We start from the raw sequence: 12,969 nt of genomic DNA on the forward strand, positions 1-12,969 counted from the left end.
ACCACAGTAGTGGCGAACGGCCCTCCGGCGCGGTCAGACGCACCCGGGCGCCCGGGTGTCGCGGTCCAGGTGCCGCCTCGGCGCCGGGCGTGCGCGCTACGGTGCGACCTGTGCAGCCCACGTCCGACCTGTCGCAGGTCGAGGTCCGTCGCTCGCGCCGCCGCGTGCGCACGGTGACCGCGTGGCGCGAGGGCGAGCGCACGGTGGTGGCCATCCCGGCGCGGTTCACGCGTGCGCAGGAGACCGAGTGGGTGCGCCGCATGCTCGCGCGGCTGGCCACCCAGGAGCAGCGGCGCAAGCCCTCGGACACCGAGCTGGCGCGGCGCGCCGCGGAGCTGTCCGCGCGCTACCTGGGCGGACGCGCCGTCCCGACGAGCGTGCGCTGGGCGACCAACCAGGGCCGTCGTTGGGGGTCGTGCACGCCGTCGGACGGCACGATCCGGATCTCCGACCGGGTGCGCGGCATGCCGCGCTGGGTGCTCGACTACGTGCTCCTGCACGAGCTCGTGCACCTGCTGCACGCCGGTCACGGTCCCGAGTTCTGGGCCGAGCTCGACGCCTACCCGCGCACGCAGCGCGCGCGGGGCTTCCTCGAGGGGTACGCGTACCGCGAGGAGCGCGGCGACGGCCCGCGCGCGGGCGACGACGGGGCGCCCGACGAGCCTGACGAGCACGACGAGCGCGACGGGCGTCCCGACGACGAGCGCGACACGCTCGACGACTAGCCGGCTCAGTCCTGCGCGGGCGGCTCCTCGCCCAGGATCTCGGCGAGCGCGCGGTCCAGGTCGGCCGAGTCGCCCGCGGCCTGGGCACGACGGCTCGCGTACCCCGACGGGTCGTCGAGGTCCTCCGCCGTCGGCATCAGGTCCGGGTGGTCCCACACCGCGTCGCGCGCGGCCTGGCCGCCGTCGCGCGCGATCTGCGCCCACAGCGCCGCGGCGTCGCGCAGCCGGCGGGGCCGCAGCTCGAGCCCGACGAGGTTGGCGAACGTCTGCTCGGCCGGTCCGCCCGCGGCGCGGCGCCGGCGGATCATCTCCCGCAGCGCGACCGAGTGCGGCAGGTGCGGGAGCGCGGCCGCGGCGCTGACCTCGTCCACCCACCCCTCCACGAGCGCGAGCGCGGTCTCGAGCCGCCCGAGAGCCGCCTGCTGCTCCGGGGTCGTGTGGGGCGCGAAGACGCCGCCGGAGAGCGCGCGCTGCAGCTCGGCGGCATCGGTCGGGTCGATCGACCCGACGGCTTCCTCGAGCTGCTCGACGTCGATCGCGATGCCGCGGGCGTAGGCGTCCACGGTCGCCAGCAGGTGCGCGCGCAGCCACGGGACGTGCGTGAACAGCCGGGTCGCCGCCGCCTCGCGCAGCGCGAGGAACAGCCGGACCTCGTCCGTGGGCGCGTCCAGGCCCTCGGCGAAGGCGTCGACGTTCGCGGCGACGAGCGCCGGCGCCGGGACGTCGAGCAGCGGGAGCCCGATGTCGGTGGTGCCGAAGACGTCGCGCGCCAGCGTGCCCGCCGCCTGCCCCACCTGCAGACCGAACACGGCCGACCCCAGGCGACGCAGGAGCTGCCCGGGCTCGAGGCCGCCCGGGAGGCCCGGCAGCGCGACGCCGGGAGCAGCGCCGGACAGCGGGTCGTCGGACAGCGGGTCGCCGGACAGCGGGTCGCCGGACAGCGGGTCGCCGGACAGGCCGCCGAGCTGGGGTCCCAGGGCGTCGACCAGCGCCGTCGACAGCGAGGAGGCCACCGGCTCCGTGAGGGTGCGCCAGGTCGGGAGCGTCGCCTCGACCCACTCGGCGCGGCTCCACGCACGGGCCGGCGCCGCCGACGGCGGCAGCTCGGTCGCCGCGTCGAGCCACAGCTCCGCGACGGACAGGGCGTCGAGCACCTGGCGCGTCTGCGTGGGGGTGAGCGACGGGTCGCCGCCCTGCGCCGCCTGCTGCCGCGCGAGGTCGTGGGCCATGCGCCAGTTCACCGGCTGGTCGTCGCCGCCCGCGAAGAGCTGCTGCACCTGCGCGAGCACCTGCTGCATCGCGGCGGGGTCGCTGGGCAGCGTGCCGGCCGGGTCGAGCGCGGACGGGTCGATCCCGCGCGCCCGCATCTCCGCGATCGCCTCGTCGGCCTGGTCGCCCAGCAGGGCGCGCAGCATCTGCTCCCACGGCGGCTGGTCGGGGTCCGGTACGGGCCTGTCCGACGTCACGGCGCCTCCTCGGCGATCGGCTGCTGCTGCACGGTACGACTGCGGGACGACTGCGAACGACTGCGAAACGACTGTGAGACGAAGGCGGACCACTGCGACGATGGGCCGGCTGCGTCCATCGACCGTCCATCGACTGTCCATCGACTGTCCGTCGACTGCCCGTCGTCGGACCACCGTAACCACGCAGCGGAGGAGCAGGGGATGGCCGACGGTCCGGTTCGCTCAGGGCGCAGCGTGGCCGCGGCGCCCGACGTGCGCGCGGTGGTCGTCGGGACGGGACCCGTCGCCGCGGCGGTCGCGGCGGCTTGGGCACCCGACGTGCGCGTGGTCGACGAGACCCCGGCCGTCGACCCGCAGGAGGCGTTGCGCGGGGCCGAGGTCCTCGTGCTCGTCGCGCACCCGGGCGACCTCACGGTGACGGCGGGGCGGCGCGGCCCCGACGGGCACGCGGCGGCGGTCGCGCACGCGCAGCGGACGCTCGCCGCGGCGCGCGCCGTCGGGGTGCGGCACGTCGTCGTGGTCACGTCCGCGGTCGTGCACGGTGCGTCCCCGGACCGGCCGACGATCCACGACGACGAGCCGCTGCTCACCGGCCGGCGCGCGGTCGCGGACGGGCTGGTGGGACACCTCCTGGCGGTGGAGGCGGTGGTGGCCCGGACCGCCCGCCGGCGCACCCCGCTGGTGACCGTCCTCCGCCCGGCCGCGCTGGTGGGTGGCGGCGTCGACTCGTTCGTCACCCGGCACTTCGAGGCGCCGCGCCTGCTCACGGTGCGGGGCGTGGCGCGCCCGTGGCAGCTGGTGCACGTCGACGACGTGGCCGCGGCCACGCGCTTCGCGGTCGAGCGCGGTCTCGTCGGACCGCTGACCGTGGGGCCTGCGGACGTCCTGACGCCCGACGAGGTGGCGCGCGCCGCGGGGATGCGCACCGTCGAGCTCGCCGCGGCGACCGCGTTCGGCACGGCGGAGCGGCTGCACCGCGTCGGCGTGCTGCCGGCGCCGGCCGCCGAGCTCGCGTACGTGGTCTACCCCTGGACCGTGGCGGCGGACGGGCTCACGGCGGCGGGGTTCGTGCCGCAGCGCTCGAGCGCGGCGGCCCTCGAGGTCCTGCTCGACGGGGTCCGGGGCCGGCTCGCGCTCGGCGGGCGGCGGGTGGCGACGCGTGACGCCGCCGCGCTCGGCGCCGCCGGGGCGGCGGTCGCGCTGCTGGGCACGGCGGCGATCTGGCGGCAGGCCCGCCGCCGCTGAGCGCGGTGGGTGGTGCAGGGGGTGCAGGTAGTGCAGGGGGTGCAGGTGGTGCACGCGGTGCAGGTGGTGGAGCGGACCGCCGCCGTGCGCGGTGGGGCACGGCTGCGTGCGGCATGATGCCGAGGTGCCTGACGACGTCCAGCCGACCGCCGCACCCGAGCCCGTCGTGCCCGCGCCCGGCGAGCCGCTGCCCGAGCCCGAGCGCGTCAGCCCCCGTGCGCTCACGCTGTCGGTCGGCATGCTCGCCAGCGCCGTCCTGCTCGGCGTGTGCGCGGTGCTGCCGGCGCCCTACGCCGTGAGCAGCCCGGGGCCCACCGAGAACGTGCTCGGCGACGTGGACGACGAGCCGCTCATCACGATCAGCGGGGCGAGGACGTACGACTCCACGGGCGAGCTGCGGCTGACCACGGTCTCGGCCACGGGCGGGCCGGGCTACCCGTCGTCCACGCTCGGCGTCGTCCGGGGCTGGGTCTCGCCGTGGGCGGTCGTCCAGCCGCGCGAGATCCTGTTCCCGGACCCCGACGAGACGCAGGACCAGATCGACGACCAGAACTCCGCCCAGATGGTGTCCTCGCAGGAGAACGCGACCGTGGCGGCGCTCACGGAGCTCGGCTACGAGGTCCCGGCGACCCTCGTCGTCGCCGGCACGGTGGAGGGCTCGGGCGCGGACGGCACGCTCGAGGACGGCGACGTCATCACCGCGATCGACGGGACACCGCTCCCGGACTACCAGAGCCTGGTCGCGACGATGGCGTCCGTCGACGCGGGTGCGGACGTGCAGGTCACCGTGCACCGGCAGGGCGAGGACGTGGACGTCACGGTCCCGACGACGGCGGGCGACGACGGCGCGGCGCAGATGGGCGTCTACATCGACCCCGACTTCGACATGCCGGTCGACGTGACGATCCACGCGGGCGACATCGGCGGTCCGAGCGCCGGGACCATGTTCGCGCTCGGGATCATCGACAAGCTCACCGCGGCGGACGAGGCGGGTGGCCAGGTCATCGCCGGCACGGGCACGATCGACGTGGTGGGCCAGGTGGGACCGATCGGCGGCATCCGGCAGAAGCTCGCGGGCGCGGAGCGCGACGGGGCGGCGTGGTTCCTGGCGCCGGCGGCCAACTGCGGCGAGGTCGTCGGGCACGTCCCGGACGGCCTGCGCGTGGTCCGCATCTCGACGCTCGAGGAGGCGCTCGACGACGTGGTCGCGATCGGCAAGGGCGAGGCGGACGGCCTCCCCACCTGCACGGCGTCCTGACGGACCCGGCGGGCGGCCACGCGGGGCTCTACTCGAGCGTCGCCCGCAGCGCGGCGACGAGGCCGGGCACCACGTCGCCGCCCTGACCCACCTGGTCGTCGGCGTCGTGCGCGCGGGTGCGCACCGCGCACCAGGCGGGCCCGTCCCGCAGCACGCCGACCGCGAGGCGCACGTCCTGGCGGTCGGGGTGCGCGAGCAGCCACTGCACGGCCGCGTCGGGGTCCTGGTCGGGACCGGTCGGCAGGTCGGCCGGCATGGCCTCCTCGGCCTCGGGCGGCAGCACGACGCGCTCCACGGTGACGGCGACACCGTCGACCGTGGCGGGCCACGACAGGCCGGCCAGGAGCGTCTCGAGGTCGGGCGCCGGCGGGAGGCCCTCCTGCTCGACGGACGTGAGGTGCCAGGCGTGCTCGCGAGCCGCGGCCAGCGTCTCCGGCGTGAGCTGGTCGGCGAGCCCGGGCTCCGCGGCGAGCGCCGCCTGCGTCCGGACCAGGGCGAACACGCGGACCGGGGCGTCCCAGCCCGCGGCGGCCACGTGGTGCTCGATCTCGCGCACGGCGTCGGCGAGGGCGGCCCGGGGTGCGTCGTCGGCCGTCGTGCGCGTGTCGGACGAGGGCGTCGACGGTGGGGTCGGCGGCTGCGGGGTCACGCCTCCATGCTCGCACCTCGCGACGGGCTCGTCGGACGGTCCGGTCCGTCACGGTCTCGTGACCCGCCGTGTGGGAACCTGGGTCCGCACGCGCGCGTTGGCCCTGACAGGGGCGCATCCCGCGCAGCCGAGACCGTTCTTCGTGCCGCACCCTCCGGGTGGGCACGCACCCGACGACGACGAGGACGCACGCCACGTGAGCTTCGCCAGCAGTTCCCGCCCCACCCGGCCCGCCCGCCCGCCCGGCAAGCGGCGCGGTGCGCTCGTCCCCACGCTCGTCGTGCTGGGCGCGATCGTCGTCCTGGTGCTGATCCTGGCCCAGGTGTGGACGGAGGTGCTCTGGTACGACCAGCTCGGCTTCCTCGAGGTGCTGCGCACCGAGTGGGGCACCCGCGCGATCCTGTTCGCCATCGGCTTCCTGGTGATGGGGGCGGCCGTCGGGCTGAGCATGCGGTACGCCTACTCGTCGCGTCCGGTCTACGCGCCGTCGACGCCCGAGCAGGCGAGCCTCGACCAGTACCGCGAGGCGATCGAGCCGCTGCGCAAGGTCGTGATGATCGCCGGGCCCGCGCTCGTCGGGTTCGTCGCCGGGGTCATGGCCTCCCAGCAGTGGGACACCGTCCAGCTGTGGATGCACGCGCAGCACGTGGGCACGCAGGACCCCCAGTACGGGATCGACCTCGGGTTCTACCTGTTCACCCTCCCCGCGCTGCGGTTCGTCGTGTCGTTCCTGGTGGCCGTGGTCGTGATCGCGGCCATCGCCTCCCTGGCCACGCACTACCTGTACGGCGGGCTGCGGATCGGCGGCAGCAAGGACACGCCGCGCACGACGCGCGCCGCGCGCATCCAGCTGGGCGTGCTGGGTGCGGTCCTGATGGTCCTGGTCGCGGTCAACTACTGGCTGGACCGGTACTCGATCCTCACCAAGACCGCGGACAAGTTCGACGGCGCGTCGTACACCGACGTGCACGCGGTGATCCCGTCCAAGGCGATCCTGGCCGGCATCGCGGCCTTCGTCGCGGTCACGTTCGTCGTCACCGCGATCCGCGGGAACTGGCGCCTGCCGCTGATCGGCGTGGGGCTCATGATCGTCGCGGCGATCGCGGTGGGCGGCATCTACCCCGCCGTCGTGCAGCGCTTCCAGGTGCAGCCGAACCAGCAGGACGCCGAGTCGGAGTTCATCGAGCGCAACATCGACGCGACCCGGGTGGCCTACGGGATCGACGACATCGAGACCACGGAGTACGACGCGAACGTGACCGCGGCACCGCAGGCGCTGCGGGACGACGCGGAGACCGCCGCGTCGATCCGCCTGCTCGACCCGCAGGTCGTCAGCCCGTCGTTCAAGCAGCTGCAGCAGGTCACGAACTTCTACAGCTTCCCGGACACCCTGTCCGTCGACCGCTACCAGCTGGACGGCGAGTCGCAGGACACCGTCGTCGCGGCCCGCGAGCTCAACCTCTCCGGGCTCGAGGCGTCGCAGCGCAACTGGACCAACGACGTCACGGTGTACACGCACGGCTACGGCGTGGTCGCGGCCCGCGGCAACACCACGGCCGGGCGCGGCGCGCCGTCCTTCTTCGAGGGCGGCATCCCGTCGACGGGCGAGCTCGGCGACTACGAGCCGCGGCTGTACTTCAGCCCGGAGTCGCCCGCGTACTCGATCGTCGGCGGCCCCGAGGACTCGACGGGCTGGGAGCTCGACTACCCGACGAACGACGGCGGCGGCTCGGTGAACACCCGGTTCCCGACGCAGGACGTCTCGGCGGGCCCGGAGATCGGGAACGCCTGGAACAAGCTGCTCTACGCCGTGAAGTTCGGCTCCGAGCAGATCCTGTTCTCCGACCGCGTCACCGCCGACTCGCAGATCCTGTACGACCGCAGCCCGCGCGAGCGCGTGGAGAAGGTCGCCCCGTACCTCACGCTCGACGGCCGGGTCTACCCGGCGGTCGTGGACGGGCGGGTCAAGTGGATCGTCGACGGCTACACGACGAGCAGCGAGTACCCGTACGCCGCGCAGGTCACGCTGGACTCGGCGACGGCCGACTCGCTCACGCAGTCGTCGAGCGCGATCGAGGCGCTGCAGCCCAAGACGGCCAACTACATCCGCAACTCGGTGAAGGCCACGGTCGACGCGTACGACGGCACGGTCACGCTCTACGCATGGGACGACCAGGACCCCGTGCTGAAGGCGTGGAACGAGATCTTCCCGACCTCGCTGCAGCCGCTCTCGGAGATCGACGGGCAGCTGATGAGCCACCTGCGCTACCCGGAGGACCTGTTCAAGGTGCAGCGCGAGCTGCTCACGCGGTACCACGTGTCCGACCCCGCGCAGTTCTTCACGGGGACCGACTTCTGGGCGGTGCCGGACGACCCGAACGCCACGGGTGACGTCGCGCAGCCGCCGTACTACATGACGCTGCGGATGCCGAAGCAGGAGAGCGCGAGCTTCTCGCTGACGTCGACGTTCATCCCGTTCGGCCAGCAGGCGCGCAACGTCATGCGCGGCTACATGGCGGTCGACGCGGACGCGGGCGCGCAGGACGGCGAGAAGGCCGCCGAGTACGGCAAGATCCGGCTGCTCGAGCTGCCGCGCGACGGCTCGGTCCCGGGACCCGGTCAGGTCAACAACAACATGACGACGGACAGCGCGGTGGCGGAGGAGTTCACGCTCCTGGGCCGCGGCGGGGCCAAGATCGTGCGGGCGAACCTGCTGGCGCTGCCGGTGGGCGAGGGCATGCTCTTCGTCCAGCCCGTCTACCTGCAGGCCGAGTCCGGGACCACGTTCCCGCTGCTCCAGCGGGTCATCGCCGCGTTCGGCGACGACGTCGCGATCTCGGAGACGCTGGACGGCGCGCTCGACGCGGTGTTCGAGGGCGACTCCGGTGTGGACACCGACAACAGCGGCGGTGGCGGGACGACGCCGGACCCCGACGAGCCGGGGACGCCGGAGCCGGAGCCCGGCGACCCGGGCACGGGTGAGCCGGACGGCGACGAGGCGCAGGCGCGAGCGGACCTCGCCGACGCGCTGGCCCGGGCCCAGGCCGCGATCCAGGACAGCCAGACGGCGCTCGCCGAGGGTGACTTCGCGGCGTACGGCGACGCGCAGGACGCGCTCGACGCGGCCGTCGAGGACGCGCTCGACGCCGAGTCGCGGCTCGCGGGCTCGGACGGGACGGCATCCACGTCGGACCTCGACCCGACGCCGGCGCCCAGCGCGACGTCCTGACGTCTCGGCGAACCCCGAGGGCACCGCTCACCCGGTGAGCGGGGCCCTCGGCCGTCCCGGGCTCAGCCCTGGACCACGCCGGCGATCGCGAGCGGGAACAGCACGACGAGGAACAGCCCGTCGTACGCGTGCAGGAGCGTGCTCATCCACGACGAGCGGTAGCGGCGCATGAGCCCCGCGTAGACCCAGTCCCGGACGATCGTGACGGGCAGGGCCCAGATGATGTGCAGGTGGTACGTGGCGAACAGCACGCCGTTGGCGACCACGTCCCACCGGCCGAGCGCGCCGCGCATCTTCGGCAGCAGGATGCCGCGGAAGAGCAGCTCCTCGCCGAGCAGGTAGTTGGACACCAGCAGCACGGCGAGGACCGCCAGGAGCCACCACTGCCCGACGGTCCGCGGCTCGGCGAGGGCCGACAGGTCCGCGTACCCCGGCTGGGCGAGGCCGGGGAGCGCCGTGACGAACGCGTCCTGCAGCGGGCGCAGGGGCTCGAGGTCGTCGTACGCCAGCACGAGGAGGGCGACGGGCAGCGTGAGCGCGAGCAGCCACCAGGTGCGGCGGCCGGAGCGCGGGCTCGTCGGACGGTGCAGCCACAGCCGCCGCCGCAGCGCGGCCCACGTGAACGGGCGGACCTCGCGCCGCAGGACGACGAGCGCGACGAGGCCCTGCCAGACCAGGCCGGCGGTCGCGAGGAGCAGGTACGCCAGGGCGGGGAAGTCGCTGCGCGGGACGACGACCGCCGGCATGAGGACCCAGAGGATCGCGCCCATCGGGAGCGCGGCGAGGGCCCACAGGCCCAGCACCTGCGCGAGCGTGTACTGCCCGAACTCGGCGGTGAACGCGGCGTCGGCCGCGGCCTGGCGGGCGCGGTGCGCGGATCGAGCGGCGGCGCGGCGGTCGGCGCGTCCCTCGGGGCCGACGCGGCCAGGCGGGCTCGTCGCGTGTGTCGTGGTCATCGTGTCCTCCGTGCTCAGCGGTAGCTCATCGGCACGTTCGCGCCGGTCCGAGCCTGGCGGGGAGGACGGCCGCCGGGACATCGGTGACGACCCTGGCCCGTCCCCGGCCGCACCCGGAGCGCGGTCAGGGACGGGGCGAGCGGTCGGAGCGTTAATGCGAACTGCTATCGTTATCGCGGTTCGCACGTCCCCTCGATCGGAGCTCCGTCCATGCGCCACCGTCCCCTCGCCGTCGCCGCGCTCGCCGTGGTGGCGCTGACCCTCACCGCCTGCTCGTCGGACGGCGACCCGGGCGGCACCGGCGGCACCGGTGGGGGCGCCGACGGCGACGCGATCGCGGTGGTCGCCTCGACGAACGTGTGGGGCGACGTCGTCAGCCAGGTCGGGGGCGACCTCGTCAGCGTGACGTCGATCGTCGACGACCCGTCGGCCGACCCGCACTCCTACGAGGGCAGCGCCCGGGTGCAGCTCGAGCTCTCGCGAGCGGACCTCGTCGTGCTGAACGGCGGGGGGTACGACGACTTCGCGACGACGCTCGTCGACGCGCTCGACACCCGGCCGCCGGTGGTGGACGCGGTCGAGGCCTCCGGCCTCACGGCTCCCGATGGCGGCGAGCTGAACGAGCACGTCTGGTACAGCCTCGAGGCGGTGCAGGACGTCGCCGGCGCGGTCGCCGACGAGCTGGCGCGGCTCGACCCGGCGCACGCGGACGACTTCGCGGGCAACGCCGAGGCGTTCGTCGGCACGCTCGACGGGCTGCTCGACCGGGCGGCCGCGATCGGCGCCGAGCACGGCGGCGCGGCCGTCGCGGTGACGGAGCCGGTGCCGCTGTACCTGGTCGCGGAGGCCGGGCTCGTCGACCGCACGCCGGGCGAGTTCTCGGAGGCGATCGAGGAGGAGATCGACGTCGCGCCGGCGGTCATGGAGGCGATGCTCGACCTCGTGTCGTCGCACGAGGTGGCGTTCCTCGTGTACAACGAGCAGACGACCGGACCGCAGACCGACCAGGTGGTCGCGGCCGCGCAGGACGCGGACGTGCCGGTCGTCCGGGTGACCGAGACGCTGCCGGAGGGCAAGGACTACGTGACGTGGATGACGGACAACCTCGAGGCCTTCGCGCAGGCGCTCGCGTGACGTCGGCCGCGGCCGCCCCCGCGCCTCTCGCCCTGGCGGGCGCCCACCTCGCGTACGGGCCGCGCACGGTGTGGTCGGGGCTCGACCTGACCGTCGCGCCCGGAGAGTTCCTCACCGTGCTCGGCCCCAACGGCTCCGGCAAGACGAGCCTGCTCCGCGTCGTCCTCGGCCTGACCCCGCTCAGCGGCGGGCGGCTGACGATCGCGGGTGCGCCCGCCCGGCGCGGCAGCCGTGACGTCGGCTACATCCCGCAGCAGCGCCTGGTCGACCCGTCGACGCCCGTGCGCGCACGGGACCTGGTCCGGCTCGGCCTGGACGGTGACCGGTGGGGGATCGGCGGGCGGTCCCGCCGGGACCGGGTCGACGAGCTGCTCGCGGCGGTCGGCGCCGCGCCGTACGCGGACGTGCCGCTCGGCATGCTCTCGGGCGGGGAGCAGCAGCGCGTGCGGATCGCGCAGGCGCTCGCGTCCGAGCCCGCGCTGCTGCTGTGCGACGAGCCGCTGCTCTCCCTGGACCTGCGCCACCAGCACGAGGTCACGGCGCTGATCGACGAGATGCGGCGCACCCGCGGCACGTCGGTGGTCTTCGTGACGCACGAGATCAACCCGGTCCTGCCGTACACCGACCGCGTGCTCTACCTCGCACCGGCCGGCCACGCGGTGGGGACCCCGGACGAGGTCCTGACGTCCGAGCGACTCACGGCGTTGTACGGCACGCCCGTGGACGTCCTGCGCACGCGGGGTCGCGTCGTGATCGTGGGGGGCGACGACGAGCACGCCCACCACGTCGAGGAGGTCGAGGAGTGACCACGCTGTCCGTCCCCGTGCCGGCCGCGGTGGCCGACGACTGGTGGACCCGGGTGTTCGACTTCACCGACTACGGGTCGCTGCTCGCCCTGGTGCACAACTCGCTCATCGCGGGTGCGGTGCTCGGGCTCGTCGGCGGGCTCGTCGGCGTGCTCGTCATGCAGCGCGACCTGGCGTTCGCGGTGCACGGCATCAGCGAGCTGTCGTTCGCCGGCGCCGCGGCGGCGCTGCTGCTCTCGATCGACGTCATGCTCGGCGCCGTCCTGGGCTCCGTGCTGGCGGCGCTCCTGATCGGGCTGATGGGCACGCGCGCGCGGGACCGCAACTCGATCATCGGCGTGATCATGCCGTTCGGCCTCGGCCTGGGCGTGCTGTTCCTGGCCCTGTACCCCGGACGGGCGGCGAACAAGTTCGGCCTGCTCACCGGGCAGATCGTCGCCGTCGACGAGACCCGGCTGTCGCTCTTCCTCGCGATCGCCGCGGTGGTGCTCGTCGCGCTCGTCGTGATCTGGCGGCCCCTGACGTTCTCGAGCATCGACCCCGACGTGGCCGCCGCCCGCGGCGTGCCGACGCGAGCACTGGGCATCGGGTTCATGCTCCTGCTCGGCCTCGCGGTGGCGCTCGCGGTGCAGGTGGTGGGGGCGCTCCTGGTCCTCTCGCTGCTCATCACGCCCGCCGCCGCGGCGACGCGCGTGAGCGCGTCGCCCGTGGTCGTGCCGCTGCTGTCGGTGGCGTTCGCCGTCACCAGCGCGGTCGGCGGGATCCTGCTCGCGCTCGGCGGCTCGGTGCCCATCAGCCCGTACGTGACGACGATCTCGTTTGTGATCTACGTCGTCTGCCGGGTGGTCGGGGACCTGCGCACGCGGCGTGGCTGGGCCCGGCGGGTGGCGGCGGTGGAGCGCGACGAGGTCGCCGCGGCCTAGTCGGTCGAGGTGTCGGTCGAGGTGTCGGTCGGCGCGTCGGTCGGAAGCGCGGTCGGTGCGTCGGTCGGTAGGGCCGCCACGCACTGCGGGCACGTGCCGAACATCTCGACCGTGTGCGCCACGTCCGCGAAGCCGGTCTCGGCGGCGGCGGCCGCGAGGAACTCCTCGAGCGCGCCCCCCTGCACCTCGACGGTGCGGCCGCACACGCGGCACACCAGGTGGTGGTGGTGCGCCTCGCGCTCGCAGGAGCGGTAGAGCGTCTCGCCCGACTCGGTCCGCAGGACGTCGAAGTCGCCGTTCGCGGCCATCGCGCCCAGCGTGCGGTACACCGTGGCGAGGCCGATGTCCTCGCCCCGCCGGCCGAGCAGGACGTGGATCTGCTGGGCGCTGCGGAAGTCGTCGAGCTCGTCCATGAGCTCGCCGATCGCGCGACGCTGGCGCGTGCTGCGCTGTCCGATCACGTGCACCTCCCGGGGGTCGGTCGATTCTACGTGATTCTCATGTGCGACAGCTCGTTCTCAACAAGGGCCGCGTCGCCGATGGTGGACCGCGCGGCCGGATGCGACGGTGCTGAGATG

General features: G+C 74.5%; 11 protein-coding genes. 7 read left to right on the forward strand and 4 right to left on the reverse strand.

The features are described 5' to 3' along the window. The first annotated feature begins 110 nt into the window (after positions 1–110). A complete protein-coding gene (locus KIN34_RS09295) occupies positions 111–725 on the forward strand; it encodes a YgjP-like metallopeptidase domain-containing protein (RefSeq protein ID WP_214349586.1) in 615 nt (204 codons plus the stop codon). A gap of 5 nt (positions 726–730) precedes the next feature. Here KIN34_RS09295 and KIN34_RS09300 read toward each other — a convergent pair whose 3' ends face one another. Then, on the reverse strand, positions 731–2,140 hold the full coding sequence (locus KIN34_RS09300) for a zinc-dependent metalloprotease (RefSeq protein ID WP_237689611.1): 1,410 nt from the start codon (positions 2,138–2,140) through the stop codon (positions 731–733). Between the two features lie 252 nt (positions 2,141–2,392). Between KIN34_RS09300 and KIN34_RS09305 the strand changes: the two genes are divergently transcribed. Both KIN34_RS09305 and KIN34_RS09310 read left to right on the forward strand, forming a co-directional pair. After that, a complete protein-coding gene (locus KIN34_RS09305) occupies positions 2,393–3,436 on the forward strand; it encodes a Rossmann-fold NAD(P)-binding domain-containing protein (protein ID WP_214349591.1) in 1,044 nt (347 codons plus the stop codon). 124 nt (positions 3,437–3,560) lie between these two features. Beyond that, entirely contained in the window at positions 3,561–4,694 is a 1,134-nt protein-coding gene (locus tag KIN34_RS09310) for a YlbL family protein (protein WP_307858164.1), read from the forward strand. Between the two features lie 28 nt (positions 4,695–4,722). Here KIN34_RS09310 and KIN34_RS09315 read toward each other — a convergent pair whose 3' ends face one another. After that, on the reverse strand, positions 4,723–5,343 hold the full coding sequence (locus KIN34_RS09315) for a PPA1309 family protein (RefSeq protein ID WP_372449539.1): 621 nt from the start codon (positions 5,341–5,343) through the stop codon (positions 4,723–4,725). A gap of 196 nt (positions 5,344–5,539) precedes the next feature. Here KIN34_RS09315 and KIN34_RS09320 point away from each other — a divergent pair, with 196 nt between their 5' ends. Further along, positions 5,540–8,572 carry a UPF0182 family membrane protein gene (locus KIN34_RS09320; RefSeq protein ID WP_214349594.1) on the forward strand — a complete coding sequence of 1,011 codons (3,033 nt, stop codon included), beginning with the start codon at positions 5,540–5,542 and terminating at the stop codon, positions 8,570–8,572. Positions 8,573–8,634: 62 nt separating this feature from the next. Here the strand turns inward: KIN34_RS09320 and KIN34_RS09325 are convergent, their stop codons facing one another. Beyond that, complete coding sequence (locus tag KIN34_RS09325; protein WP_214349596.1) at positions 8,635–9,528, reverse strand: CPBP family intramembrane glutamic endopeptidase; 894 nt, start codon at positions 9,526–9,528, stop codon at positions 8,635–8,637. Between the two features lie 210 nt (positions 9,529–9,738). Between KIN34_RS09325 and KIN34_RS09330 the strand changes: the two genes are divergently transcribed. The 3 genes from KIN34_RS09330 to KIN34_RS09340 are packed head-to-tail and all read left to right on the forward strand — an operon-like array spanning position 9,739 to position 12,391. Beyond that, positions 9,739–10,662: a metal ABC transporter solute-binding protein, Zn/Mn family gene (locus KIN34_RS09330; protein WP_214349598.1), complete on the forward strand. Its 924-nt coding sequence runs from the start codon at positions 9,739–9,741 to the stop codon at positions 10,660–10,662. Then, positions 10,659–11,468 carry a metal ABC transporter ATP-binding protein gene (locus KIN34_RS09335; protein WP_214349600.1) on the forward strand — a complete coding sequence of 270 codons (810 nt, stop codon included), beginning with the start codon at positions 10,659–10,661 and terminating at the stop codon, positions 11,466–11,468. The genes KIN34_RS09330 and KIN34_RS09335 overlap by 4 nt, the downstream gene beginning before the upstream one ends. Next, positions 11,465–12,391 (forward strand): metal ABC transporter permease, encoded by a 927-nt coding sequence (locus KIN34_RS09340; protein ID WP_307858165.1) that lies wholly within the window; start codon positions 11,465–11,467, stop codon positions 12,389–12,391. The genes KIN34_RS09335 and KIN34_RS09340 overlap by 4 nt, the downstream gene beginning before the upstream one ends. On the opposite strand, the gene KIN34_RS09345 is transcribed toward KIN34_RS09340, so the two are convergent. Further along, positions 12,388–12,852 (reverse strand): Fur family transcriptional regulator, encoded by a 465-nt coding sequence (locus KIN34_RS09345; RefSeq protein ID WP_307858166.1) that lies wholly within the window; start codon positions 12,850–12,852, stop codon positions 12,388–12,390. The two genes, KIN34_RS09340 and KIN34_RS09345, sit on opposite strands and share 4 nt — an antisense overlap. Between the last annotated feature and the right edge of the window lie 117 nt (positions 12,853–12,969).

Source organism: Cellulomonas fulva, from assembly GCF_018531375.1.
Taxonomy (GTDB): Bacteria; Actinomycetota; Actinomycetes; order Actinomycetales; family Cellulomonadaceae; genus Cellulomonas; species Cellulomonas fulva.

Excerpts from the sequence above, each read along its gene's own strand:
- KIN34_RS09300 (WP_237689611.1), bottom strand. The coding sequence starts at position 2,140 with ATGCTGCGCGCCCTGCTGGGCGACCAGGCCGACGAGGCGATCGCGGAG.
- KIN34_RS09305 (WP_214349591.1), top strand. The coding sequence starts at position 2,393 with ATGGCCGACGGTCCGGTTCGCTCAGGGCGCAGCGTGGCCGCGGCGCCC.
- KIN34_RS09325 (WP_214349596.1), bottom strand. The coding sequence starts at position 9,528 with ATGACCACGACACACGCGACGAGCCCGCCTGGCCGCGTCGGCCCCGAG.
- KIN34_RS09330 (WP_214349598.1), top strand. The coding sequence starts at position 9,739 with ATGCGCCACCGTCCCCTCGCCGTCGCCGCGCTCGCCGTGGTGGCGCTG.